Source organism: Bradyrhizobium sp. SZCCHNR2028 (assembly GCF_032380995.1).
Taxonomy (GTDB): domain Bacteria; phylum Pseudomonadota; class Alphaproteobacteria; order Rhizobiales; family Xanthobacteraceae; genus Bradyrhizobium.
Genome location: NZ_JAUHJF010000001.1, coordinates 512,573 through 537,767, shown reverse-complemented (window position 1 = coordinate 537,767; position 25,195 = coordinate 512,573). Strand labels below are relative to the sequence as shown.

The following is a 25,195-nucleotide window of genomic DNA, read 5'->3' as shown; positions in this document are numbered from 1 at the left end:
CCCGGGAGCATCCGAAGTGTGCGGGTGAATCCGGGGAAGGAACATCCGCTGGTGGTCAGCATCCTCTGAATCGAAATCTCGCGTCTTTGCGCTAAATCAAATCAGGCGCAGGAGGCGGTTCGCGCGTCGGCCGTGCCGAGGTCGCGGCGGGCGGATCAGCGCGCCAGCTCGTCCTGCGCCAGCCGGCCGTCGATGATGTGCACGCGCCGGTGCATCTGAGCGGCGAGGTTGAGATCGTGCGTGACCGCGACGACGGTCTTGCCGCGCAGCGTGACGAGATCGCGCAGGATGCCGAACACCTGCGCGGTCGCGGCGGTGTCGAGGCTGCCGGTCGGCTCATCGGCGAGGATCACCGGCGGATCGTTGGCGAGCGCGCGCGCCACCGCCACGCGCTGACGCTGGCCGCCGGACAATTTGTCCGGCGTCTTGCGCAGATGATCGGCGAGGCCGAGCGACGCCAGCAGCTCCTCGGCGCGCTGGGTGGCGGCGCGCGGCGACAGCCGGGCCAGCGCGCGCATCGGCAGCGCGACGTTCTCGGTGATCGAGAACTCCGGCAGCAGGAAATGAAACTGGAAGACGAAGCCGAGCCGCGACAGCCGCACCTCGGCGCGCTCATCCTCGTTCATGCCCGTCGTCGAGCGGCCGTCGATCAGCACGTCGCCCTGGCTCGGCAGGTCGAGCAGGCCAAGCAGATAGAGCAGGGAGGATTTTCCCGAGCCCGACGGTCCGGTGATGGCGATGAGCTCGCGCGGACGGATCACGAGATCGATGTCGGCGACCAGCGTCACCGGCACCTCGCCGGGCAGCACCTTGGTCACTTGCCGCGCCTCGATCAGGGGCGGGCTCACGTCGCGCCCCGGATGATGTCGACCGGATGCAACCGCGCCGCGGCCCGGGCCGGAAAGTAGCCGGCGACGGCGCTGGAGATCAGCGCGACTGCGCCCGCCAGCAGATAGTGCTTCAGCGAATACAGCACGGGCAGATGATTGTAGTCGGAGAACGGCGTCTTGAACTCGAGCGAGGCGAGCCCGCGGGTGAGCAGGTAGCCGAGTGCCCAGCCGAGGGCGGCACCGGTGAGGCCGATGAACAGCGCCTCGACGATGAAGATGGCGCGGACCGTGCGGTCGCGGAAGCCGAGCGACTTGAGGATGGCGATGTCGCGGGTCTTCTCGTGGGTGATGGTCGAGATGATGTTGTAGGTGCCGAAGCTCGCGACCAGCAGGATGGCGCCGACGATGGTGTACATCAGCACGTTGCGCAGCGTGATCGCCGCCAGCAGATCCTCCTGCGCCTCCTGCCAGGAGACCGCCTTGTAGCCGGTCTGCTCGCCGATGCGCTCGCTGATCAGGCGCGCCTGCATCGGATCGTTGGTGCGGACGCGGATCTCGTTGATGATCCCGGTCTGGCGCTCCAGGATCTGCGCGGTGCGCAGCAGCACGTAGCCGGTGGTCTCGTCGGTGCCGCGGAAGCCGGAATGGAAGGTGCCGGCGACGGTCGCGTTCATGCTGATGCCCTGGGCCGAGGCGAGCGTGATGTTGGAGTTCACTCGCGCGCCGATCTTGGCCGCGAGCCGGTCGCCGAGCAGGATCGCGTGCGAGGACCGGTACAGCGAATTGAGATTGCCCTGCCGCATGTGGCTCGGCAGCGTCGAGACTTGGCCCTCCGTGCGCGGATCGATGCCGATGATCGTGACCGTCAGGTTGCGGCCGGCGAAGCGCAGCACGGCCTTTGACTGCACCGACGCCGTCAGCGCGCCCGGCACCCAGCCCTGCAGCGAGGCAATGGTGGCCATCGGGTTCTTGATGCCGGGGCGGCGGACGTTCGGGGTCAACCGGTGGAATTCGGCCGCCGCATAGACCTGGTCGGCCGGCTGGCGGGTCGGCTGGCGCAGCTCGTCGGTGATCGAAATGTGCGGCAGCGCGTCGACCAGCGTGCGGATGAAGTCGTCCTGGGAGCCCTCCATCATCGCCGCCATCATCACCGAAAACGCCACGCCGGTCATGACGCCGGCGATCGCGACCAGCGTCTGCCGGGCGCGATGGCGCACATGGGTCCAGGCGATGGTCAGGACGAGGCTCATGGCGCGGACGTCTCGGGCTCGATCACGCGGATCCGCTCGCCGTCCTTGATGTCGGCGGTCGCGGGCGCCGCGACCAACTCGCCTTCGCGGGCGCCGTCGAGGATCTCGACCGCCGCGGAGCCGCGGATGCCGATCCGCACCGCGCGCCGATGCACACGGCCGCCTTCGATCACCATGAGGCTGTTGTTGACGACGGCATTGGCCGGCGCGAGCAGCGTGTCGGCCGTCTCGCGGCTGACGATGTTGGCCTCGACGCTCATGCCGACGCGCAGCGGCGTGTTGTCGGGCAAGCCGATCCGCACGCGGAACGTCTTCGCCACGGGATCGCCCGCCGGCGTGATCTGCTTCACCGTCCCGGGCAGCGCCTGGTTGCCGAACGCATCGGCGCGCAGCAGCGCCTTCTGGCCGACCTGGACACGGGGGATGTCCTCTTCGTTGACGTCGGCGACGACCCAGAGCGGCTTCTCCAGGCCGACGCGGTAGAGGATGGTGCCGGGATCGACCATGTCGCCGACCTCGCCGTCCTCCTTGAGGACGACGCCGTCCATCGGCGCCACCAGCTTGAAGTAGTCGAGGCGCTGGGTCTGGGCCGCGATCTGGGCGCGGATGCGGGCGAGATCGCTTTCGGAGCGCTGGTACGCTTGCGAGGTGGCCGCGCCGCGCGCCAGTAGCTGCGTCTGCCGCTCGAATTCGAGGCGCTGGAATTCCTCCTGTGCGCGCAGATCGTTCAAGGTGGCCAGCGCCTCCTTGTCGTCGAGCCGCGCCAGCACGTCGCCGGCCTTGACCAGCTTGCCCTCGCAGCGGCAGCGCTCGACGATGCGGCCGCGAACCAGCGGCGTGCTCCGCGACCACGTCTCCGGCTCCACCGCGCCGGTTGCATAGACGATCTCGGCCGCCGTGCCGCGAGTGATGCGGGCGGTCGCGATGAGCGGTCCACGCATCCACCATACGGCAAACCCAGCCAGTGCGCCGAACAGCAGGATGATCGAGAGCAGGCCGCGCCACGGAAAACGACGCCGGCCGCGATCGACGGCCGGCGTGGCAGCAATGGCGTTGGATGGGTCCGGCGTCAGCATGTCCATGATCGAACGGACCCTGCGACGGGAGAAAGGCTATACTTAGCCCGCAGTGCCAGTCGCCACGCGGGGCGGAGCCATCTTGAAGTGCTGTTTGGCATAGGCGACGATCTGGCGATCGGTCGGGTGATCGGCAACTTCGACGCCGACGATGCGCTTTCCGACCGCAGGATGCTTCTCGTGCAGGTACTTGGCAAGCTCGGTCTTGGCGCTGGCCGGACCGATGATCAGGATCTCGCCGGCGTCATCGAGCGCGTGCGCGACCTCCTCGAGGAAATTCTTGTCGGGCGCCGCGTGGCCGCTGCCGATCTCGTTGGCCTTGTGGTGCAGATGCTTGGTCTGCAGGTGTGGATGCAGCGTCAGCTCGTCGGCACCGGTCAGTCCGATATGGAACACCTTGGCCTCGCTGTGATCGAGCCACACGACGGCATGGAAATGAGTCGGCATGTTCTGGTCCTTGTCAGCAAATCGCCGCGTGGCGGCCTTGTGCGTTCGCCAGGGAACGCGCGCCGCGGAAGGCGGCACCCTTTGTGATGCAAACCTTAGCGTGCCCGATCGTGGCCGGCTTGATGCAGGTCAACGGACGCGGGAACCCACCCCCGCGCCCCTGATGTGCGGGGTTTACTTCGGCGCAGGCGGCTTCGGCAGCGGCTTGTCCTGCCGCTTCGACCAGGAGATGTAGTAGGCCACGGTGGTCATGATCGCGATGCCCGCCGCGCTGACGAGGATCTGCGCCAGCAGCGAACCTGAGCTCAGCATGAGGGTGAAGTGGCCGATGAAGGACAGGAACACGCCGACGCAGAACACCGCCAGCGACTGTTGGCCGCAGACGACGAGGGGATCGAGCGCCTTCCACTCCAGGCCCGGCCATTCCTTCGGCACGAAACGGATGACCAAAATGACGATCACCACGAAATGCAGGAAGCGGTACGGCGCGAGATTGGTCTTGTCGTTGGGATTGAAGGCCGAATAGAGCCAGTTCGGAAACATCGATCCGAGCTCAGGGAAGCGGCCGGCCATCGTCATGACCAGTGCGAGCACCATATAGGCGATGCAGAAATAGAGCGTGGCCGGCGCCATGATGATGCCCATCGAGCGGCGGGCGCCGCCGAGCGCGCACCATGAGCCGAACACGAACAGCACCTGCCAGCAATACGGATTGAAGTACCAGGTGCCCGCCGGGTAGGCCGCGAAATTCCAGCCCATCTGTCGCGCCACGAGCCAGAGCACGATCGAGGCGATCATGGTCAGGTCGGGCTGGCGCAGCATCATCCACAGCACCGGCGGGAAGAAGCCCATCAGCACGATGTAGAGCGGCAGCACGTCGAGATTGACCGGCTTGAACTTCAGGATCAGCCCCTGGGCCAGCGTATCGCTGGCGTGGTCGACGAGGCCCGCGACGTTGAACTCGTCGATGATCTCGGAGACGCCGAAGCGCGTCGCCAGATAGCTGATGGCCACAATATAAATCACGAACAGCACGATGTGGGCGACGTAGAGCTGCCACACCCGCTTGAACAGCCGGGTGGCGCCGACGATGAAGCCGCGGTCGATCATCATGCGCGCATAGACGAACGAGGCGGTATAGCCGGAGATGAAGACGAACAGGTCGGCGGCGTCGCTGAAGCCGTAATTCCGCGTGGTGATCCAGTTCACCACATTGTCCGGGATGTGATCGAGAAAGATCGCCCAGTTGGCGATTCCGCGAAACAGGTCGAGCCGAAGGTCGCGCCCTCGCTCGGGCAGCGTGGCATTGATTTTCATGGCCGCTTCAACGCACTGTTTTGAATGGAAAACGTCGGGGGGCAGAGGCGCCGTGGCAGTCGACCGAGATTGTCACGGGACGGCAGAATGACTATACGGAGCACGATAAACGGTCATGTCCAGGATGGGAATCACCGTTCCGTGCTGAAGCTTGCCTGTAACCCATCCCGGCCGTTTCCGCCAAACGCATGACGACCGCAGCTTCCAGGGGCTCTACCAGCCATGACCGCACGCATTTTCAAGCCCGCCAAGAACGCGATGCAATCGGGCAAGGCCAAGACCCGGGACTGGCAGTTGGATTATGAGCCGGAGCAGCCGCGTTCGGTCGAGCCGCTGATGGGCTGGACGTCGTCCTCGGACATGAAGCAGCAGGTCACCTTGCGCTTCGACACCAAGGACGAGGCGATCGCCTATTGCGAACGCAAGGGCATTCCCTATGAGGTGATCGAGCCGAAGGAGCCGGTGAAGCGGCAGATCGCCTATGCCGACAATTTCTCGTTCCGCCGCGGCGAGCCCTGGACGCATTGAGGGGCCGACACGGCCATCATCCGTTCAGCAGCCCGCCGGGGATGGGCAGCGGCGCGTCCTTGGACAGGCCAAGCACCGGGAAGCTCCTGATGGCCCGGACGCCGGGCAGGGCAGCGAACTGGCGGAGCTGGCGGCTCATGCCTTCGACCCCGGTCGACACGCATTTCAGCAGAAAATCCGCATCTCCCGACAGCCGCCAGCATTGCTGGACCCAGGGCAACGGCACGATCGCGGCCTCGAACGCCTCCAGCGCCGTCTGGTGCTGGCTGTCGAGCTGAATCGACACGAACGCTACGACCTCATAGCCCAGCGACCGCTCGTCGATGCTGGCGCGGATGGACTTGATCACGCCGCTATTGCGCAGCGTCCGCACGCGGCGCAGGCAGTTCGGATGCGAGATCCCCACCCGGCCGGCGAGCTCGTTGATGCGGATCCGGCCGTCGACCTGGAGCTCCGCCAGGATCCTGCGATCGATCGCGTCGAGCTCCGGGCTGCCAGCCATCGGCGCGGCCCGTTCAGCCGGTCGGGTGATCAGGCCGGCCGCCGCCGGCCTGCGCAGGCCCGGCGGTGCGCGGCATGACGCCGGAGAGGACGAGCTTCTCATGGGCCGCGATGATCGTCTCCTTGCTGAGCCGGCCGCCCGGACGGTACCAGCTGCACAGCCCGGTCAAGAGCGCGATGATGGCAAAGGTCGCGACCTGGATGTCGTCGACGTCGAACACGCCTTGCGCCACACCGTCGCTGAGGATGTCGGCCAGCCGGCGCTCATAGGCGCCGCGCAGCGCTACCACCGCCTCATAGTTGCGGGGCTCGAGACTGCGCAGCTCCGAGTTGGCGATGAAGACCTCGCGCTTTCGGGTCATGTGATAGCCGACGTGGAAGGCGACGAACGCCCTGAGACGTTCGACCGGACCCTGGGTGTCGCGCAGCGCCTGTTCGAGCTCGCGCAGGAGGTCGTTGATGTGGTCCTGGATCAGCTCCGCCAGCAGCTCCTGTTTGGTGCTGATGTGATTATAGAGCGAGCCTGGCTGGATGCCGACCTCGGCGGCGAGCTGGCGCAGGCTCATGGCCTCATAGCCATGCTGGAAGATCAGCCGCAGGCCGGCCTTGCGGATCGCCTCCATCGTCGTCGGACCATGTGACCCGATCGTGCGCGCCATCTCGTCCTCGCTGGACCGTCCCGGTGCCGATAGCGGCGGATCCGCCACGGTAGGGGGTCCCGTAGTGAAGTCTGAAAATTCCGTGGTCTCAAGCAAATGCTGCCCGCCCCGGACCCTACAACAATCCGCTTGAGAATAGAATTTAAAAACGTATGATCGTTTAATTCGAGAAGGACGGATGGCCGCAAACCGGGCCGCCGGCGGGCAGGGAGGACAGCATGCGGGCAAAGATGGTACACCCGGGCTCGCAGCGGCCTGGACGGCCGCGACCGCTCTGACGCGTGCTCCCACGGCTTCCCCCTCCAGCCTCGCAACGAAGACGCCGGTCATGATGCTTCATTCCACGATCGATCCATCGTCCTCCGATTTCGCCCGTAATGCCGACGCCATGCGCGCGCTGGTCACCGACCTCAGGATGAAGCTGGCGCAGGTCGCCGAGGGCGGCGGCGAAGCCTCACGCAACCGGCACCTGTCGCGCGGCAAGATGCTGGCGCGCCAGCGCGTCGACCTGCTGCTCGACCCCGGAACGGCGTTCCTCGAACTGTCGCCATTGGCCGCACATGGGCTCTATGGCGGCGACGTCCACTCGGCCAGCATCGTCACCGGCATCGGCCGCATTGCCGGCCGCGAATGCGTCGTCGTCGCCAACGACGCCACCATCAAGGGCGGCACCTACTACCCGATGACGGTGAAGAAGCATCTGCGTGCCCAGGACATCGCCCGGCAGAACAATCTGCCCTGCGTCTACATGGTCGACTCGGGTGGCGCGTTCCTGCCGCTGCAGGATGAGATCTTCCCCGACGAGCGGCATTTCGGCCGCATCTTCTACAACCAGGCGCAGATGTCGGCGGCCGGCATTCCGCAGATCGCGATCGTGATGGGCTCGTGCACGGCGGGCGGCGCCTATGTGCCGGCGATGTCGGACGAGAGCATCATCGTGCGCAACCAGGGCACAATTTTTCTGGGCGGCCCGCCGCTGGTGAAGGCGGCAACCGGCGAGGTGGTCAGCGCCGAGGAGCTCGGCGGCGCCGACGTGCATTCGCGGCAGTCGGGCGTGACCGATCACTATGCGCAGAACGACGCGCACGCGATCGGCATCGCGCGGCGCATCGTCGGCACGCTGAAGCCGCCGGGCGCACGCAGCGCGCTGAACATGCGCGAGGTGCGCGAGCCGCGCTATGCGGCGGAAGAGATCTACGGCGTCGTGCCGGTCGACGGCCGCAAGCCGTTCGACGTGCGCGACATCATCGCGCGGGTGGTCGACGGCTCGGAGTTCGACGAGTTCAAGAAGCTCTACGGCCAGACGCTGGTGTGCGGCTTCGCGCATATCTGGGGCCATCCGGTCGGCATCATCGCCAACAACGGCATCCTGTTCAGCGAGAGCTCGCTGAAGGGGGCGCACTTCATCGAGCTGTGCTGCCAGCGCAACATCCCGCTGGTGTTCCTGCAGAACATCACCGGCTTCATGGTCGGCAAGAAATACGAGGCCGGGGGCATCGCACGCGACGGCGCCAAGCTGGTGACGGCGGTCGCGACCGCGTCGGTTCCCAAGTTCACCGTGGTGATCGGCGGCTCCTACGGCGCCGGCAATTACGGCATGTGCGGCCGCGCCTATGCGCCGCGTTTCCTCTGGATGTGGCCGAACGCGCGCATCTCGGTGATGGGCGGCGAGCAGGCCGCGATGGTGCTGAGCCAGGTCCGCCGCGATGGCATCGAGGCCAAGGGCGAGAGCTGGCCCACGGAGGAGGAAGAGAAATTCCGTAGCCCCATCCGTGCGCAATACGAGGCCCAGGGCAATCCCTACTACGCGACGGCGCGGCTGTGGGACGACGGCGTGATCGATCCCGCCGATACCCGCCTCGTGCTTGGCCTCGGATTGTCTGCCGCCGCCAATGCCCCGGTCGAGCCGACCAGGTTCGGCCTGTTCAGGATGTGATCATGGTTCGTCCCGGATTGTATCGCCGTTTCCGCAAGCTCCTGATCGCCAACCGCGGCGAGATCGCCGTGCGCGTCATCCGCACCGCACGCGCGATGGGATTGAAGACCGTCGCTGTCTATTCGGAGGCCGACCGCAACGCGCTGCATGTCGCTCTCGCCGACGAAGCCGTGCTGCTCGGCCCCGCGCGTGCCCGCGATTCCTATCTCAACATCGAGCGCTTGATCGAGGCTGCAAGGCAGACAGGCGCCGAGGCGGTTCATCCCGGCTATGGCTTCCTGTCCGAGAGCGCCGAATTCGCGCAGACCTGTCTCGACGCGGGCCTGATGTTCGTCGGGCCGACGGCCGCGATGATCACCGCGATGGGCTCCAAGTCCGGCTCCAAATTCCTGATGGAGCAGGCCGGCGTGCCGCTGGTGCCCGGCTATCACGGCGAGGCGCAGGACGAGGCGACGCTCGCCAATGAAGCCGCGCGGATCGGCTTTCCCGTTCTGATCAAGGCCTCCGCCGGTGGCGGCGGCCGCGGCATGCGCGTGGTCAATGCAGCCGGCGATCTCGCTGATGCCGTCACCAGCGCCAAGCGCGAGGCCAAGGCGGCGTTTGGCGACGACCGTGTGCTGATCGAGAAATTCGTCCAGAACCCACGCCACATCGAGGTGCAGATCATCGGCGACAGCCACGGCAATCTGGTGTCGCTGTTCGAGCGCGAATGCACCTTGCAGCGTCGGCACCAGAAGGTGGTCGAGGAGGCGCCGTCGCCGACGCTGACGCCGGAGCAGCGGGAGACGGTTTGCGCGGCGGCGAGGCGCGCGGCGGGCGCGGTGAACTATGTCGGCGCCGGCACCATCGAGTTCGTCTCCGACGGCCGCGACGTGTTCTTCATCGAGATGAATACACGCCTGCAGGTCGAGCATCCCGTCACCGAGTTGATCACCGGCGTCGATCTCGTCGAATGGCAGTTGCGCGTCGCCTTCGGCGAAGAGCTGCCGCTGACGCAGGACCAGATCCGGTTGCATGGTCATGCCATTGAGGCCCGCGTCTACGCGGAAAATCCCGCCAAGAACTTCATGCCCTCAGTCGGCACGATCAAGACCTGGCGGCTTCCTGCTGAAACCGGCGGCCTGCGCATCGATGCCGGCTATCGCGAGGGCGATGCGGTCTCGCCCTATTACGACGCGATGCTCGCCAAGATGATTGCCTGGGCGCCGACCCGCGAGGTCGCGATCGAGCGGCTCAACCGCGGCCTGGAGGACACCGACGTCCGCGGCATCGTCAGCAACATCCCGTTCCTGTCGGCGCTGCTGACGCATCCCGACGTCGTGGCGAACGCGATCGACACCGGTTTCATCGAGCGCCATCTGACGCATCTGACCCAGTCAGGGGCGGTGGCCGGTGACGTCGAGCTCTGTGCCGCCGTCGCGGCCATTCTCATCGACGAGCAGACCGTGGCCGTGAAGGAGCAGGGATCGCCGTGGCGCGCATCCGGTTGGATGCCGGTGGGACTGCGGCAGCGCATGTTCTCGTTCCGCCAGGGCGCCGGAGCGGAGTCGCGGACGGTGACACTGGCCTATGGTCCGGGCGTGCAGCGCCTGTCGATCGAGGGCCGCGAGAGCTCATTCTCGGTCACTCCGACCGACGATGGCGGCTTCGACCTTGTGCGCGACGGCGTCAAATCCCATGTGGTGGCCGTAATCGAGGGCCACGAGCTGTACCTGCGAACCCGCAACGGCCGTTTCGATCTGCATTGGATCGATCCGTTCGGCGGTGACGACGAGGAGCAGGCCGGCGAGGACAAGATCGTGGCGCCGTTGCCGGGGACCGTGGTGGCGCTGCTCGCGCAGGAAGGTGCGGTCCTGGAGAAGGGCGCGGCGATCCTGACGCTCGAAGTCATGAAGATGGAGCAGACCCTGCGGGCGCCGTTCGCAGGCCGGCTCAAGGCGATCAAGTGCAAGGTCGGCGACATCGTGCAGGAAGGCGTCGAACTGGCGGACCTCGAACCGTCCGCCTGATCCTCGAACCCGAAGAGGTCGGCATGAGCGAAAGCGTGCGCATCATCGAAATGGGCCCGCGGGACGGCCTGCAGAACGAGAAGATGCCGATCAGCGTGGCCGATCGCATCGCCTTTGTCCGTGCGCTGGTGGACGCAGGGCTGACCACGGTCGAGGTCGGCGCCTTCGTCTCGCCCAAGGCAATCCCGCAGATGGTGGGATCGGACGAGGTCATGCGCAGCGTCGCCGCGTTGCCCGGCGAATTCCACGTGCTGGTGCCGAACGTGAAGGGCTATGAGGCGGCGCGCGCCGCGGGCGCCAAGGTGATCTCGGTCTTCACGGCGGCCTCCGAGAGCTTCTCCCGCGCCAACATCAATTGCTCGATCGAAGAGTCGCTGGAGCGCTTCAAGCCGGTGATCGCCCACGCCAAGGCCGACGGCATCCGGGTGCGCGGCTACGTCTCCTGCGCGCTGGGTTGCCCCTATGAAGGCGAGATCAGGCCGCAGGCCGTCGCCAATGTCGCGAAGGCGCTGTGGGACCTCGGCTGCTACGAGATCTCGCTGGGCGATACGATCGGCGTCGGCACGCCGCTCAAGGCCAGGCAGATGCTGCGCGCTGTCTGCGACGACGTGCCGGTGACGCATCTGGCGATGCATTTCCACGACACCTACGGCCAGGCGCTGGCCAATCTCTATGCGGGCATGGAGGAGGGCGTCCGCGTCATCGATGCCGCGGCCGGCGGCCTCGGCGGCTGCCCATTCGCGCCGGGCGCGACCGGCAACGTCGCGACCGAGGACGTCGTCTACATGCTCGAAGGCATGGGCATCCGCACCGGCGTCGACATGACGAAACTGCTGGCCGCCACCAACGAAATCAGCCGGCTGCTCGGCCGGCCACCGGTCAGCCGTGTTGCCGCGGCACTGAATGCGAAGATGAGGCGAGTAGCGAATGGCGAGTAGCGAATAGGGAAGGCCCATTCGCTATATCCCCTATTCGCCACTCCCCATTCGCCATTCGCCGCCGCGTCAGCGGCTCAGATCCGGCCCCATCACGAGATCCGGCAGCGCCGTCGAGATCTGCGGCACGAAGCAGAGCAGCAGCACGGCGGCCATCATCAGCAGCACGAACGGCAGCGTGCCCCAGATCACGTCCCGCAGCGGGATGTCCGGCGCGACGTTTCTGATGACGAAGATGTTGAGACCCACCGGTGGATGGATCAGGCCCATCTCCATGACGATCGTCATCACCACGCCGAACCAGATGATGTCGAAGTTCGCCGCGCGCAGCGGCGGCAGGATGATCGGCGCTGTCATCAGGATGATCGACACCGGCGGCAGGAAGAAGCCGAGCACGACCACCATCAGCAGGATCGCGGCGAGCAGCTCCCAGCGCGGCAGATGCATCGCGACGATGTATTCCGCCACCGACTGCGAGATGTGCAGGTAGCTCATCACGTAGGAGTACAAGAGCGACATGCCGATGATCAGCATCAGCATGGTCGACTCGCGCAGCGTCGCCTTCATGATCGGCGCGAGGTCGGTCGGGCTCCAGACCCGGTAGATGATCGCAATCAGCACCAGCGCCAGGATGCCGCCGAGACCTGCCGTCTCCGACGGCGTGGCCAACCCGCCATAGAGCGCAACCATGACGCCGGTCAGCAGCAGCACGAACGGGATCACGCGGGGCAGCACGGAGAAGCGCTGCGCCATCGTGTATTCGTCCTTGATCAGGATGTCCGACCAGGTGCCCGACTTCTCATAGACCGTTTTTGCGCGCGCGTATTCCTGGCGGAAGCGCACGACGGCATAGACGCCGAACAGCGTGACCAGCAGCAATCCGGGGCCGATGCCGGCCAGGAACAGCCGTCCCAGCGATTTCTCCGCGGCGATCGCGAACAGGATCATCGTGATCGACGGCGGCAGCAGGATGCCGAGCGTGCCGCCGGCGGCGATGATGCCGGCTGCGAAGCCGCCGGAATAGCCGCGCTTGCGCATCTCGGGAATGCCGGCCGAGCCGATCGCCGAGCAGGTCGCGGGCGACGATCCCGCCATCGCCGCGAACAGCGCGCAGGCGAACACGTTGGCGACGCCCAATCCGCCGGGCACGCGATGCAGCCAGGCATGCAGCGCGGAGTAGAGATCCTGTCCGGCGCGGGAACGGCCGATCGCGGCACCCTTGAGGATGAACAGCGGGATCGACAGCAGCGTGATCGACGCCATCTCCTCGTAGACGTTCTGCGTGACGGTATCGAGCGACGCGGCCGGCATGTAGATGGCCATGAATACGACGGCGACGGCGCCGAGCGCGAACGCGATCGGCATGCCCGCGAACATCGCAAACAGGGTCGAGAGTCCGTAGGCAACCCCAATTCCGAACACGCTCATCGACGCGCTCCGGTCAGCGGGGCCACGATCTGCAGCAGCATCTGCAGGCACAGCAGGGTCATCCCGGCGGCCATCAGGCCGTAAGGAATCGCCAGCGGCGGCGACCACATCGAATTCGAGACCTGGCCATCGACCCAGGCCTCGTGTGTCAGGGTCCAGGATTTCCAGGTGAAGAAGGCACAAAACAAGAAGCTCGCGACGTCGACCAGCCAGAGCCTGATCTTGTTGGCGAGCGGCGACATCAGCCCAACGAAGGCTTCGATGCTGACGTGGCCGCGATGCTCCTGCACATAGGCCGCAGTCATGAAGGTGGCGCCGACGAGCAAGAACACGGCGGCTTCGTCCTGCCAGTAGTTGGCGGCCTTGAACAGTGCACGGCCCGCCACGCTGTAGCTCAGGATGACGCAGGCCGCGACCAGTGCGAACGCGGCCAGAACGACGATGATGCGATTGAGTAGCGAGACAACACGCTGGAGCGGCGCCAGCGGACCGCTGGCGCCGATGGCTGTCGTGGCCTCGGTATCGATGACGGGCGCGTGCATCAATCAGGCCGCGACGTCGGAAGCGAGCTTGAGGAGCTTGGCGCAGTTCGCAGACTTGCCGCCATAGTCCTTCCAGGCCGTGTCACGGGCAATGTCGCGCCATTTGTTGACGGTCTCGACATCGAGCTCCACAACCTTGGCGCCCGCCTTTTCGTAGACCTTGGCAACTTCGATGTCGTCGTCCTGCGCGCCCTTGCGCCCGAACGCCTCCATCTCCGCGCCGACCGCGAGGAGGATGTCCTGCTGGTTCTTCGGCAGCCTGTCGAACGAAGCCTTGGACATCATCAGCGGCTCGAGCATGAACCAGTACGACGCCTTGGCTCCGGAGGTGAGGGCCTTCGACACTTCTTCCAGGCGGAACGAGATCAGGCTGGTCGACGAGGTGATGCCGGCATCGCAGGCACCGGTCTGCATCGCGGTGTAGATTTCGTTCGATGGAACCGACAGTACCGAGGCGCCGGCCGTCTGCAGCACCATGTCCATCTCGCGCGAGCCGCCGCGCACCTTCATGCCCTTGGCATCGTCGGGTGTCACCAGCGGCCGCGATCGGCTGGCGACTCCGCCCGCCTGCCAGACCCAGGTCAGCAGGATGATGCCCTTGTCCGCCAGAAAATCGCTCAGCGTCTTGCCGACCGGCTCGTTCTTCCAGCGCATGCCCTGGTCGTAGGTCGTGACCAGACCCGGCATCAGCGCGATGTTGGTCTCGGGAACTTCGCCGCCGGCATAGGGCATCGGATAGAGGCTGATGTCGAGCGCGCCCTTCCGCATGGCGGAGAACTGCGCGACGGTCTTGATGAGCGAGGAGTTCGGATAGATCTCGGTCGCGATCTCGCCGCCGGAGCGCTTCGCAACCTCCTCCGAGAACACCCGGCAGAGCCGGTCGCGGAAATCGCCCTTGTCGATGGTGCCGCCGGGAAACTGGTGGGAGATCTTCAGCGTCGTTGCCGCGTGGGCCGTACCGGTTCCAAAACGCAGAATGGCCGGCGCAGCGAGCGCGGATGCGATGACATGACGGCGTGATAGCATGAGATTTCCCCTGGACAACTTTTGGTTGGGTTCCCGACCCCGGTTCGTTGGCGTGACTTATACCAGCCAATTTGCCGGACTTACCTCTAGCCGAACTAGACAGTTCGTTCGAGGCCAAATGCATGGGAAGCGACATATTGCTGCGGCGCACGTGCCGGCCTGTGAATCCCTTGCGCGGGTTGTACTAACATGGCTTTGCCGGGCAAAATTGTGTCGTTGATCCCAGAAGAGGGCGCATTCGAGTCAAATTTGATCGAACAATGATTCTCGTCCGCGCTCGTAACAATCGCCTTCATCGGAACGTCGATGTCCAAGAACGGCGCGTCCGTCGCCGTCGAACCCGTCATACGAAGGAGCGATCATCATGACCAATCGTAGCCGCCTCATCCTCGGAATCTCCGCTGCCGCACTCGCGTTCAACGTGGCCGTCGCGCCGGCGGCATTCGCGGAGGACAAGATGAGCAAGGACGATGGGATGAAAAAGGGCGCGATGTCCCACGACGGCATGAAGAAGGACTCGATGGCGAAGGACGCCATGAAGAAGGACGATGCCATGTCCAAGGACGGGATGAAGAAGGACGACGGCATGATGAAGAAGAACTGACGCGTCTCGCACGTCATCGTGCGATGGGACGACCGTATCAGTCCCATCGCCGATGAATGAGGAATCGCAGCGATGCCGGCTGCGACGACTCGTGGTGGCAGCGTCGCTGCTTACTTCTTCTTTCCACGGGCCTTGCGCGCGGCGTAGCGCGCATCGCGCTTCGCCTTCTGCTCGGCTTCCATCTCGGCCAGGCGGGCGGCTTGTTCTTCCGCCTCGCGCGCAAGCCGGGCACTCTCGGCGGCCTTGGCCTCTTCCTCGAGACGCTTCTGCTCGGCCTTGGCGGCCTCGCGCTCCAATCGCTGCTGCTCGCGGCGGGCGGCGGCGGCTTCGCGCTCCTGCCGTCGCTTCACGACTTCGGGATCGTCCGGTCCCGGCTGCGATTTGAACTTCTGCACGATGCTCTGGCGGGCCTGCTGTGCGGCCTTCTGCCGATCGGCAAATCCAGGTTCCTTGAATCCTCTCATGGAGACGTCGTCACTTCGCTAGTTGGGTGTTCGGTCAGGGTGTGGTCGGTCAGGGGCTGCACGCGCCGCCAGGCAATTCTTCCACGATGTCGTGAACACGAGCGGAGGCCGACGCGAGCCCGTGTGTATAGGATCGCATGCGTCGATGACAAATGCTTTATCGCCGCTCCTCCACATCCGACCTGCCCGGCGCTTGCATGGCGTTCGCCGGAGGCTATGTAAGCAGCCCCGTCGCTGACGCAGGTCGGCGGGCTGTGAGTCGCTTCACGCCTCGCGGCACCAGCGCACCGCCCGGGTGCGACATCCAACGGAGTTGACCGGCATGACCTCTGTTCGCCGTGGGCGCATGGCGCTCGGCCTCGCGCTCGTCGCTCTCGTGGTCAGCGCATGCGTGATGACCGCGGTCCTCGCCCGCCCGAGGCCCGTTTCGGCCGGTGTGCTGGGTTCCGAATGGGAATGCGGGCAGCTGTTCTGGGTGACGAGCTGCACGCGGATCGAGTCGATCTCGCCGGCATCGCGCCAGCAGCAGCAGCAGCAACCGCACGGTGAGGCCGCTGGCCTGCGGGCCGCCTAGGGCACCGATGAGTACGCAGGGGCCGGATAACGGGCGACGCGGCGCCGTGGCGGGACTCGTGTTCGCGGCTGTCGTGGTGGCCTTCGGCTTGTGGTTGGCCCGCAGCCTGACCTCCGCAAGCCGGATGCAGGATTGTCTGATGTCGGGACGAACCAACTGCAACGTGATCGTGCCCGACCGGTGACCGCCGATCAGCTCGAACCGGACCGGCAAGACCGCGCAAGCGAGGTTGCACGATCGGAGCGGCGAATCAGCGTGCGTCTCGGTTAACCTGACGCGGCAGGCTGACTTGGCCGCAAAATAGTCGGGATTTTACCCGTTTGTCGCGCAAATTATGGTGTGTCCGGACCGTACACGCGGAAGCCGGCGAGCCGGAGTCATCAGTCCGCATCGCACCCCGCCCTGTGCGGCAACCAACGCAGAAGGCGGGCGATCAAAGGGGTAGGGGAGAATGACGTTGTCCAACCAGAGCACACGGTGGCTGCCCGCGATCGCAATCCTGACCGCGGTCGCGATCCCCGCCCAAGCCGGGGCGCAAACCCAGGACCAGGCTGGTCCTGGCGCCGGGCATTCGCCCCAGGCCCGCTCGCCGGGTGTCATCCGCCAAGCGCCAGCCCAGGGTGGGCAACCGGGCGGCCAGCCCCATGTCCAGATTCCGCGGCAAGCCGGCCCCATGGCCGGCCAGCCGCAGGGAGCACAGCCGGCCGCACCGCCGCGGGCTGCCGTTGCCCCCCAGGGACGTCCGCCAGCGCCTGTGGCGCAGCAGGGACGTCCGCCGGGAGCCAGCCATGGCTACGCCGCAGGCCCGGGTCCGGCGGCGATCGGGCGGGGACCGGATGCGCGCTATGCGCACGGCAGGGTCTCCGTGCGCGACTATGGTGGGCAGCCTTATCGCGGCCGGATCGGCTGGGAAGGTGGCCGATGGCGGCACGAGGTTCACAACGGCCGTCCCGGCTGGTGGTGGGACGTCGGTGGCGTCTGGTACTATTATCCGGAGCCCATGGAAGGACCGCCGACCTACGTGTCGGAGGACTATGCTGACGATGTGGTCTATGCACCGTCGGCGGCCTACGAGGAGCCCCCGCCGGTCGCCTACGAACCGGCGCCGCCGCCTCCGGCCGAAGTCGATCCGGGCGCCAGCGCGCTCGGGGGCGCGATCATCGGCGGGGTGCTCGGCGGCATCCTCACCGGCAAGGCGGGCGGTGCCGCGGCGGGCGCCGTGCTCGGTGGTGCCACCGGCGCTATCGCCGGCGCAACGGCTGCGGCGCGACCGGGCTATTATCTGTCGCAGGGCAATTGCTACTATCGCTATCCGTCGGGAGAGTATGTCGCGGTCGATCCGCGCTCCTGCTACTGAGCCACTGCTGACGGGGCGGAGCGCTGCGGTCGAGCCTGCTCGGCGGACGCGCGGTCCTGGCCGAATCTCCGCAAAGCTCCGGAGCAGGAGTGGGAGCGAATCTTGATAGACTCCACTTCATTGTTCGAGAGGTGAGAGCTTCGGGGCCATGACCAAGGCGTCCAAGCTGGTTGCCGCCAAGGGCGGAAGGGTTCTCCTGGTCCGACGCCGGGCCGACGGACGCTGGATGTTTCCGGGCGGCCGCAAACGCGCGCAGGAAACGGCGAAGGATTGCCTGAAGCGCGAGATCAAGGAGGAGCTTCCGAAGCTCAAGCTCGGCCGCCTGCGGCTGTGGAAGGAAGTCACCGCCAAGAACAAGCGCTCGGGCCGCAAGATGAGCGACGCCATCTTCATCGCCAAGCATGCCAAAGGGCGCCTGGAGATCGGAGACAAGAAGGAGATCGACCGCGCGGTGTGGCAGAAGCCCTACGGACTCAGCCTGACGCCGACGTCGCGCTACATCCGCGACCAGCTGTTTCCACGAAAGTCGGACTGAACCATCGTATGCTGGGAACATCCCGGCCGCTTGGGCGTTATCTGCCCATGCCTTACGATAGCACAGACAGACAGCCTCGCGTCCTCACGCCGGAAGAGCGTCGGGCGCGTGACGCCACCCGCAGGGCTGATGCCGAGCAGGCCATGCGCGATCACGAGGCGGCCCAGCGGGCCTTTTACGCCAACCGCGAGCGGCTCAGGGCCGAGCGTCTGGCGCGGGAGGCCGCCACCAAGTCGGACTGATGGGAGCTCCGGTCAGCTCGCCTGGCGGCTCCGGAATGCGTTCGCCATCCGCAGGAACGCTTGATCAAGCAATGCATACATGTCGCCGGTGATGTCGCAATCGAACATCGCGCGGCGCATGCATGTCATCCACTCGTCGCGCTCGGCATCGCCGATCGGATACGGACGGTGCGCCGACATGATGCAGCGATGCTCGGCCCGCTCGAAATAGAGCGCCGGCCCGCCGAGCCATCCGCTGAGAAATTCGAACAGCAACTGCTTGATCGGACCAAGATCGGCGTCGTGCATCGCCCGGATGCGGCTGGCGCCGGGCTCTTGGTCCATGATGGTGTAGAAGCGCTCCGCCAGACGGCGCACGCCAGCCTCGCCGCCCACGAGCTCGTAGGGCGTCGCTTCGATCACAACTGCTTCTGCTTCGTTGGCTGAATTCGCTGCCGTCATCGCATCTCGTTTCCGCTCGTCCCTCTGCAGCCAACAAGCGGCAGAGGTATGGCGCCTTGATCTGGATCAAGCGGGAAAACGAGGGGGCGTTCGGGCTAGCGAATGCTCGCTTTGACGCGGCGCTGCCGGTCGGTATCGGCAGCGATCTGGCGCAGCGTCTGTCGGAGCAAAGCGAGGTCGACCGGCTTGGAGAACGGCGGATAGACGTTGAGGCCGAGGATCTTGCCGGCGCGGACCGTGACGTCCCGGGTCTGATCGTCGGAGCCGCTGATGATCAGCACCGGCGTGCGGGATTTGATGTCCGCCAACAGCTGCAACACCTCCGTGCCGGAGCGCTCGCCCAGATTCAGGTCGAGCGTGATGCATTCGAAGCTGCGCCGGCGCAGCACGTTCATCGCGCCGTCGACCGAGTTCACGCCGGTCGTCGCAAAGCCCGCCTGCACGGCGATCTTGCGCAGGATCGACAGATGAACGTCGGCATCTTCGATCACGAGAAGTTCGTTGAGCATGGTCCCCGCGCGGCTGTGTGTCGGCTTCTGATGGACCGGCGGAGCTTAAGAGGGGGTTTCTGATTTCCTCGTAAACATCCAGTCCCGTAGAACAACGGGAAGCTGCACGCTATCCACCATTGCCGGCGCGGCTCAGAACGGGCGCCGGCCCGGCATCGCGTTGGAGGAGCCCGGCAGATTGGTCGTCGGCGCCGAAGCGGGCGGTGGCGACCGGCCGCTCGATTGGCGCCAGTGCTGAACGTGCAGGAGGATCCCGGCCACCAGCAGCGGCGCGACGGCGGCAACCGCCAGCAGCGGCGACAGCGGCTTGGGGGTGATCATCTCCATCGTCATCTCGCAGACCATCCAGATGGCTGCGGACGCCAGCACGAAGTCGCGGGAGGGGATGCGAAGCCAGTACAGGAAGCCGGTGATGATCGCGGCCGGCGCAATGATCGGGCCGATCATGTAGAAGTTCAGCTCGGGCGGCGTCACGGCGTCGAGGACCATCGATGCCAGCAGCCACAGACTGAGGAACATCACAGCGCCGTCGACGTATCTCATGGCCAATCTCCGCCGCGACATTTTGGCGCAATCTTTGTCCGGTTTATGGCTGTTCCGTCAAGGGCCATGGCGTCCCAGCCGATTTGCAGCCCGTTTTGGCGGATTTTCGCCCGCCATCCCGACCGCCGACCAGCTCCTTGTTCCATTGCCGGCCCATGCTCAATCCGCCGAGAAGCCGAACGGAACCGACGACGTCCGGAAATCGTCCGGCAGGATCTCGCGCCCGATCGGCGGCGCCGAGCGCGCCGCGCATTTCGGGCGGTGGCAGACCCGGCAGGCGACGCCGATCGGGGTCGGCTCGTTGGCATCAGGCCCGTGGCCGTCGCGGGTGTAGATCAGCTGGCCCGCGTGCTCGGCGGCGCAGCCGACCGCAATCGCCCGCTCGACCCGGACGGCGCCGTAGGAGCCGCCGCCGGCGGTCACGGTGCGCGCGATCGAGAAGAAGCGGCGGCCGTCCGGCAGCTCCAGCCATTGCGTGACGATCTGGCGCGGCGTCTTGAAGATGCCGTGCACCGACCACAGCGGGCAGGCACCGCCGTGGCGCGCGAACGGGAAGCCGGCGCCGTCGAGCAGTTTTGAGACGTTGCCGGCGGGATCGACGCGGATCAGGAAGAACGGAATCCGCTCGGCGCCCGGCTTCTGCAGGGTCGTGACGCGATGCGCCGTCTGCTCGAAGCTGGTGCCGAACTGCCGCGCCAGCGCCTCAAGATCATAGGCCCTCGCATCGACGGCCTTCGCGAAGATCGAATAGGGCATGATGATCGCAGCCGCCGCGTAGGCCGCGAGCGCGCGCCGCGCCAAGAGCTCGGCGGTCTTGCTGGCGAACTTGCCGTCCTCCAGGGCTGCGCCGATCTCGGTATCGAGCTCGAGATAAGCGAGCTGCCGGGCGAGCTCGAATTTCAGGCTCGCGCTGTCCAGCGAGTCCTCGATCAGCAATTGTCGGCGGTGCAGGTCGAGCCGCCGCAGCGAGCCGAGCATCACGTTCGGCGGCATGTAGCGGACCTGGAGATTGTGCCGCGCGCGAAAGCGCTCGATGAAGCCGGCCGGCCCCGCCGAGACCTGCGGGGACCCGGTCGGCGGCCCCTGGAAGATGGCCTGGGCGAGGCGCTCGGCGGCATCGTCGAGCTGGGCAAAGTTGTTGCGGCGGGCGGCCAGGAAGCGGCGGACGTCGGCAACGGGATCGTTGGCGTCGAAACCGTCGTTGCCCGGCCGCGGCGCAGTGCCGGCCAGCGCCGGCGCGCGCTGCTCGGCCAGCGCGAGCTGCTCCTCGCGATACGCCGTGTAGAGGCGCAGGAAGGCTTCGGTCATGCCGGGATAGCTGACGGCGAGGTCGGAAATCTCCAGCGCGGGGATGTCGATGTCGGAGAACATCGGGTCCTTCAGGACCGACTGCATCCGCGCGGTGTGGTCGGCACCGCCGTCGCCGGCGAGGTCGGCCAGGTCGATCTTGTAGGTCCGGGCGAGGCGCAGCAGCATGTCGGCCGTCACCGGCCTCTGGTTACGCTCCAAAAGCGCCACGTAAGGCGCTGAGATTTCGAGGTCGGCGGCCATGTCGGCCTGGGTCAGGCCGAGCTCGCGCCGCAGGCGGCGCAGGCGCGGGCCCATGAAGATCGATCGTGCCGTGGCGGTGGTCATGGCCAAATCCCGGTCTTGTAATCTCCTTACAGCTATACACGAGAAGTTTGTAAAGTGTGACAAGTTTTCCGCGCAATGTCTGGTCCGCCGTCCCAGCGTGCTTACAACAGATCCCAGGTTGTCTTCACCGAAGGGATCACGGACATGAACTTCCAACCGCGTGGACTTCACGATCAGGCCCTCCAGGGCCCCGCGTCCTACCAGGCCGAAGTCGAGGCGGCGCGTGCGCTGCTCGAGACCCAGCCGACCTGGAACGGCGTCACCGCCGAGGCCGTGGCGCGCATGCGCCTGCAGAACCGCTTCAAGACCGGCCTCGACGTCGCCCGCTACACCGCGGCCGTGATGCGCGCCGACATGGCCGCCTATGATGAGGACAGCACCAAGTACACCCAGTCGCTGGGCTGCTGGCACGGCTTCATCGCGCAGCAGAAGCTGATCTCGATCAAGAAGCATTTCGGCAAGACCGACCGCCGCTACCTCTATCTCTCGGGCTGGATGATCGCGGCGCTGCGCTCCGAGTTCGGCCCGCTGCCGGACCAGTCGATGCACGAGAAGACCTCGGTGCCCGCGCTGATCGAGGAGCTCTACACCTTCCTGCGCCAAGCCGACTCGCGCGAGCTCAACGATCTGTTCCGCACGCTCGACGCGGCCCGCAAGGCCGGCGACAAGGCGAAGGAGACCGAGATCATCGCCAAGATCGACGGCTTCCAGACCCACGTCGTCCCTGTCATCGCCGACATCGATGCCGGCTTCGGCAATGCGGAAGCGACCTATCTGCTCGCCAAGAAGATGATCGAGGCGGGCGCCTGCGCGCTGCAGATCGAGAACCAGGTTTCCGACGAGAAGCAGTGCGGCCATCAGGACGGCAAGGTCACCGTGCCGCATGACGTCTTCCTGGCCAAGATCCGCGCCTGCCGCCACGCCTTCCTGGAGCTCGGCGTCGAGGACGGCATCATCGTCACCCGCACCGACTCGCTCGGCGCCGGCCTGACGCAGCAGATCGCCTTCTCGAGCCAGCCCGGCGATCTCGGCGACCAGTACAACAGCTTCCTCGACTGCGAGGAGGTCACGCCCGAGAACGCCCGCAACGGCGACGTCATCATCAACCGCGACGGCAAGATGCTGCGGCCGAAGCGGCTGCCGTCCAACCTCTACCAGTTCCGTCCCGGCACCGGTGAGGACCGCTGCGTGCTCGACTGCATCACCTCGCTGCAGAATGGCGCCGACCTCCTGTGGATCGAGACCGAGAAGCCGCATATCGAGCAGATCGCCAAGATGGTCGACCGCATCCGCAAGGTGATCCCGAACGCCAAGCTGGCCTACAACAACTCGCCGTCGTTCAACTGGACCCTCAACTTCCGTTGGCAGGTCTACGACGCGATGAAGGAGGCGGGCCAGGACGTCAGCAAGTACAACCGCGCCGAGCTGATGAAGGCGGAGTACGACGACACCCCGCTGGCGAAGGAAGCCGACGAGCGCATCCGCACCTTCCAGGCGGATTCGGCCAAGCGCGCCGGCATCTTCCATCACCTGATCACGCTGCCGACCTACCACACGGCCGCGCTGTCGACCGACAACCTCGCCCGCGAGTACTTTGGCGAGCAGGGCATGCTGGGCTACGTCAAGAACGTCCAGCGCGCCGAGATCCGCCAGGGCATCGCCTGCGTCAAGCACCAGAACATGGCCGGCTCCGACATCGGCGACGACCACAAGGAGTACTTTGCGGGCGACAAGGCCCTGAAGGCCGGCGGCGCGCACAACACGATGAACCAGTTCGGCTGATACAGTCCTGCTGAATTGTTGAACTAACACGACCCGTCTGGAGCGGCACCGCTCCGGGCGGGTTTTGTTTTTGCGCAGGCTTCCAAGGCGCAACTCGATACTCCCATCATAAGCGCGCTACTCGTGGTCAACGTGCAGCGGCGGCCTCGGACCCCCACCCCTCATGGTGAGGAGCGCCGCCCTTGCGGCGCGTCTCGAACCATGAGGCCACAGCGCGGGCCTCGCCCTTCGAGACGCCCGCCTGCGGCGGGCTCCTCAGGGTGAGGAGCGAAGGTCGTATTCCCGTCGCCATGAGCCGTCAGCCCCCCTTGATCGGCCGCCCTCACCGCTCGCTCAGCGCCAGCCGGGCGCCAAGCAAAGCAAAGCCGCCGGCGAAGGCGCGGCGCAGCCACGCCATCACCCGGGGGCGGCTGACGACGCGATCGCGCACCGCTGAGGCGAACAGCCCGTAGACAACGAACACCGTGAACGTCATCGCCATGAACGTGGCCGACAGCTCGAGCATGGCGGCGAGCGGATGCACTTCGTCCGCGGCGATGAACTGCGGCAGGAAGGCGAGGAAGAAGATCGACAGCTTGGGATTGAGAATGTTGATCAAAAAGCCGGTCAGTACCACGCGCCCAGCCGAGCGCACCTCATCCTTGGCGTCTTTGGCTGCCACGGAGAGCGCGCCGCGTTCGCCGAGCGTCTGCCAGGCCATGTAGAGAAGATAGGCGACGCCACACCATTTCAGCGCGGCAAAGGCCAGCGCGCTGGTGTGCAGCACGGCGGCAAGGCCAACGATGGCGGCGAGCATCGCCGGGATGATGCCGAGCGTGCAGCCGAACGCCGCGGCGACGCTCATCCGCGACCCCTTCGTCAGCGCCACCGCGAGCGTGTAGAGCACGCCGGTGCCGGGCGAGGCCACCACGATCAGCGAGGTCAAGAGGAAGGCGTAGGACATCGGGAAAGCTCCTTGGGCGAGACGAGGCGCATCAGCCCGCAAGGCGCGGCAGCAGCCTCAGCGCGTCGCCGCGCTCGATCTCGGCGGGCTGCTGATCGCTGAACACGGGTGGCGGCCACGATGTCAGGGAGCCCTCGCCATTTCAACCGGCTCGGGCGCCCGATGCGGCCGCCGCATCGCCTCGAGGTGAGGACCGGCAGCGTCGGCCTCAGCGCAGCCGGCGAGCATGACCGCGCCGATCGTGAGCCGTGGGCTCGTGCCGCAATGCGACGGCCAGGCGATGATGGCGGCGATGTTGCCGAGGAGGAGAACGGCGAGCAGGACGAGCATGGCCCGCCGTCCTGTTGGCGTGGGTGACGACATCGGGACTTCCTCACGATACGGTTGACGCGATCGCGGCTGCACCGCGACGATCGCCATCGGTTCGATCGCGTGCGGCCACACATGCGAACACACGCCGCGTCAGCGGCGCTTTTGCGCAGGTCTGATGTCGTCATGTAAGATCTTGTTGCTGTTCGTGCGCGCGCTCCCGGCAGCCGGTGATTGAAAGCCGCGTGCGTCCGCACCGCGGGGACGCAACGGGCGACGGCGGCTAGGCCCGCCGCATGACGATCGTTCGGCCGGGCCATCTGTACCTCATCACGATGCAGGAAGGGGTTGCGGGGCAGGTGGGCGCGTTCAACCATCGTCGCGACGCCTTTCGCGCCCGAGCTTTGCTGGTCGTCTCGCCCCCATGAAACAGAGGGCGCGGGGAATGCCGGGTGAGGGCCTCACCCATGGCCCGCCTGCAGAAGAAAAAGCAGGCGGCAGTCACCACAGGTTCAGCCGGATCAACCCGGCATTCCCCGCGCGATGGTCTTCACGCTTATACGCGATCTCCCCGGTGTCCGGCTTGATAGCCACCGTCGCCCTCGGGGTCATCATTCCCCGGAGGACTTGGCGCCAGCTTCGGGGCGCCAGGACCACGCGATTTCACGTCCGCACGGAGTCGTTCGTCCGCGCGCCTCAAGCACGCTGCGACCCGCCTGCGGCCACCGCATCCCGCGCCCAACGTCCGTGACGATCGCGATCCGCCCCTCTCG

Annotated in this window: 27 protein-coding genes; 10 read left to right on the top strand and 17 right to left on the bottom strand. The window is 66.1% G+C overall.

All coding sequences use genetic code 11. The features are described from left to right. Window positions 1–155: 155 nt before the first annotated feature. From QX121_RS02435 to QX121_RS02415, 5 genes are all read right to left on the bottom strand, one after another. The gene (locus tag QX121_RS02435; protein WP_315811077.1) at window positions 156–848 is read right to left on the bottom strand and encodes an ABC transporter ATP-binding protein; all 693 of its coding nucleotides are present in this window, start codon (window positions 846–848) and stop codon (window positions 156–158) included. Continuing rightward, window positions 845–2,080 carry an ABC transporter permease gene (locus QX121_RS02430; RefSeq protein ID WP_315811076.1) on the bottom strand — a complete coding sequence of 412 codons (1,236 nt, stop codon included), beginning with the start codon at window positions 2,078–2,080 and terminating at the stop codon, window positions 845–847. Before QX121_RS02430 ends, QX121_RS02435 begins: the two co-directional genes overlap by 4 nt. After that, a complete protein-coding gene (locus QX121_RS02425; protein WP_315811075.1) occupies window positions 2,077–3,156 on the bottom strand; it encodes an efflux RND transporter periplasmic adaptor subunit in 1,080 nt (359 codons plus the stop codon). The genes QX121_RS02430 and QX121_RS02425 overlap by 4 nt, the downstream gene beginning before the upstream one ends. 42 nt (window positions 3,157–3,198) lie before the next feature. Beyond that, on the bottom strand, window positions 3,199–3,603 hold the full coding sequence (locus QX121_RS02420) for a translational machinery protein (protein ID WP_315772149.1): 405 nt from the start codon (window positions 3,601–3,603) through the stop codon (window positions 3,199–3,201). A gap of 174 nt (window positions 3,604–3,777) precedes the next feature. Then, complete coding sequence (locus QX121_RS02415) at window positions 3,778–4,920, bottom strand: OpgC domain-containing protein (RefSeq protein ID WP_315737867.1); 1,143 nt, start codon at window positions 4,918–4,920, stop codon at window positions 3,778–3,780. Between the two features lie 222 nt (window positions 4,921–5,142). On the opposite strand from QX121_RS02415, the gene QX121_RS02410 reads away from it, so the two are divergent. Beyond that, the gene (locus tag QX121_RS02410; RefSeq protein WP_315737868.1) at window positions 5,143–5,448 is read left to right on the top strand and encodes an ETC complex I subunit; all 306 of its coding nucleotides are present in this window, start codon (window positions 5,143–5,145) and stop codon (window positions 5,446–5,448) included. A gap of 16 nt (window positions 5,449–5,464) precedes the next feature. On the opposite strand, the gene QX121_RS02405 is transcribed toward QX121_RS02410, so the two are convergent. Together QX121_RS02405 and QX121_RS02400 are read right to left on the bottom strand one after the other, a co-directional pair. Then, window positions 5,465–5,950 carry an Lrp/AsnC family transcriptional regulator gene (locus tag QX121_RS02405; protein WP_315811074.1) on the bottom strand — a complete coding sequence of 162 codons (486 nt, stop codon included), beginning with the start codon at window positions 5,948–5,950 and terminating at the stop codon, window positions 5,465–5,467. 13 nt (window positions 5,951–5,963) lie between these two features. Further along, window positions 5,964–6,608, bottom strand: coding sequence for a TetR/AcrR family transcriptional regulator (locus tag QX121_RS02400; RefSeq protein ID WP_315797367.1), 645 nt, complete (start codon window positions 6,606–6,608; stop codon window positions 5,964–5,966). 328 nt (window positions 6,609–6,936) lie between these two features. Between QX121_RS02400 and QX121_RS02395 the strand changes: the two genes are divergently transcribed. The 3 genes from QX121_RS02395 to QX121_RS02385 are packed head-to-tail and all read left to right on the top strand — an operon-like array spanning window position 6,937 to window position 11,491. Beyond that, a complete protein-coding gene (locus tag QX121_RS02395) occupies window positions 6,937–8,544 on the top strand; it encodes a carboxyl transferase domain-containing protein (RefSeq protein ID WP_315772143.1) in 1,608 nt (535 codons plus the stop codon). Between the two features lie 2 nt (window positions 8,545–8,546). Then, window positions 8,547–10,553, top strand: a complete 2,007-nt coding sequence (locus tag QX121_RS02390; protein ID WP_315811073.1) for an acetyl/propionyl/methylcrotonyl-CoA carboxylase subunit alpha — start codon at window positions 8,547–8,549, stop codon at window positions 10,551–10,553. Window positions 10,554–10,576: 23 nt separating this feature from the next. After that, a complete protein-coding gene (locus QX121_RS02385) occupies window positions 10,577–11,491 on the top strand; it encodes a hydroxymethylglutaryl-CoA lyase (RefSeq protein ID WP_315737873.1) in 915 nt (304 codons plus the stop codon). Between the two features lie 66 nt (window positions 11,492–11,557). Here the strand turns inward: QX121_RS02385 and QX121_RS02380 are convergent, their stop codons facing one another. The 3 genes from QX121_RS02380 to dctP are packed head-to-tail and all read right to left on the bottom strand — an operon-like array spanning window position 11,558 to window position 14,484. Further along, window positions 11,558–12,916, bottom strand: coding sequence for a TRAP transporter large permease (locus tag QX121_RS02380; RefSeq protein WP_315811072.1), 1,359 nt, complete (start codon window positions 12,914–12,916; stop codon window positions 11,558–11,560). Beyond that, window positions 12,913–13,458: a TRAP transporter small permease gene (locus tag QX121_RS02375; protein ID WP_315737875.1), complete on the bottom strand. Its 546-nt coding sequence runs from the start codon at window positions 13,456–13,458 to the stop codon at window positions 12,913–12,915. The genes QX121_RS02380 and QX121_RS02375 overlap by 4 nt, the downstream gene beginning before the upstream one ends. Before the next feature lie 3 nt (window positions 13,459–13,461). Continuing rightward, entirely contained in the window at window positions 13,462–14,484 is a 1,023-nt protein-coding gene (gene dctP / locus QX121_RS02370) for a TRAP transporter substrate-binding protein DctP (RefSeq protein ID WP_315811071.1), read from the bottom strand. A 364-nt stretch (window positions 14,485–14,848) separates the two neighbouring features. Here dctP and QX121_RS02365 point away from each other — a divergent pair, with 364 nt between their 5' ends. After that, window positions 14,849–15,088 (top strand): pentapeptide MXKDX repeat protein, encoded by a 240-nt coding sequence (locus QX121_RS02365; protein WP_315755521.1) that lies wholly within the window; start codon window positions 14,849–14,851, stop codon window positions 15,086–15,088. Between the two features lie 110 nt (window positions 15,089–15,198). On the opposite strand, the gene QX121_RS02360 is transcribed toward QX121_RS02365, so the two are convergent. Next, window positions 15,199–15,552, bottom strand: a complete 354-nt coding sequence (locus tag QX121_RS02360) for a DUF6481 family protein (protein WP_315737878.1) — start codon at window positions 15,550–15,552, stop codon at window positions 15,199–15,201. Window positions 15,553–15,874: 322 nt separating this feature from the next. Here QX121_RS02360 and QX121_RS02355 point away from each other — a divergent pair, with 322 nt between their 5' ends. The 4 genes from QX121_RS02355 (at window position 15,875) to QX121_RS02340 (ending at window position 18,260) form a co-directional block, all read left to right on the top strand. After that, entirely contained in the window at window positions 15,875–16,126 is a 252-nt protein-coding gene (locus QX121_RS02355; RefSeq protein ID WP_315811070.1) for a hypothetical protein, read from the top strand. 451 nt (window positions 16,127–16,577) lie between these two features. Then, the gene (locus QX121_RS02350) at window positions 16,578–17,483 is read left to right on the top strand and encodes a hypothetical protein (protein WP_315811069.1); all 906 of its coding nucleotides are present in this window, start codon (window positions 16,578–16,580) and stop codon (window positions 17,481–17,483) included. A 148-nt stretch (window positions 17,484–17,631) separates the two neighbouring features. Continuing rightward, window positions 17,632–18,018, top strand: coding sequence for an NUDIX hydrolase (locus tag QX121_RS02345; protein WP_315712048.1), 387 nt, complete (start codon window positions 17,632–17,634; stop codon window positions 18,016–18,018). A gap of 47 nt (window positions 18,019–18,065) precedes the next feature. Beyond that, window positions 18,066–18,260: a hypothetical protein gene (locus tag QX121_RS02340; protein ID WP_315737880.1), complete on the top strand. Its 195-nt coding sequence runs from the start codon at window positions 18,066–18,068 to the stop codon at window positions 18,258–18,260. A gap of 12 nt (window positions 18,261–18,272) precedes the next feature. Here QX121_RS02340 and QX121_RS02335 read toward each other — a convergent pair whose 3' ends face one another. The 4 genes from QX121_RS02335 to QX121_RS02320 form a co-directional block, all read right to left on the bottom strand. Next, window positions 18,273–18,701, bottom strand: coding sequence for a group II truncated hemoglobin (locus QX121_RS02335; RefSeq protein ID WP_315737881.1), 429 nt, complete (start codon window positions 18,699–18,701; stop codon window positions 18,273–18,275). A gap of 95 nt (window positions 18,702–18,796) precedes the next feature. Further along, the gene (locus QX121_RS02330) at window positions 18,797–19,210 is read right to left on the bottom strand and encodes a response regulator (RefSeq protein ID WP_315737882.1); all 414 of its coding nucleotides are present in this window, start codon (window positions 19,208–19,210) and stop codon (window positions 18,797–18,799) included. A 132-nt stretch (window positions 19,211–19,342) separates the two neighbouring features. Further along, window positions 19,343–19,753: a hypothetical protein gene (locus QX121_RS02325; RefSeq protein ID WP_315737883.1), complete on the bottom strand. Its 411-nt coding sequence runs from the start codon at window positions 19,751–19,753 to the stop codon at window positions 19,343–19,345. A 159-nt stretch (window positions 19,754–19,912) separates the two neighbouring features. Next, entirely contained in the window at window positions 19,913–21,388 is a 1,476-nt protein-coding gene (locus QX121_RS02320; RefSeq protein ID WP_315811068.1) for a short-chain fatty acyl-CoA regulator family protein, read from the bottom strand. A 144-nt stretch (window positions 21,389–21,532) separates the two neighbouring features. Between QX121_RS02320 and QX121_RS02315 the strand changes: the two genes are divergently transcribed. After that, on the top strand, window positions 21,533–23,170 hold the full coding sequence (locus tag QX121_RS02315) for an isocitrate lyase (protein ID WP_315811067.1): 1,638 nt from the start codon (window positions 21,533–21,535) through the stop codon (window positions 23,168–23,170). Window positions 23,171–23,492: 322 nt separating this feature from the next. On the opposite strand, the gene QX121_RS02310 is transcribed toward QX121_RS02315, so the two are convergent. Beyond that, window positions 23,493–24,113: a LysE family translocator gene (locus tag QX121_RS02310; protein WP_315811066.1), complete on the bottom strand. Its 621-nt coding sequence runs from the start codon at window positions 24,111–24,113 to the stop codon at window positions 23,493–23,495. 123 nt (window positions 24,114–24,236) lie between these two features. Next, entirely contained in the window at window positions 24,237–24,443 is a 207-nt protein-coding gene (locus tag QX121_RS02305; protein ID WP_315811065.1) for a hypothetical protein, read from the bottom strand. Between the last annotated feature and the right edge of the window lie 752 nt (window positions 24,444–25,195).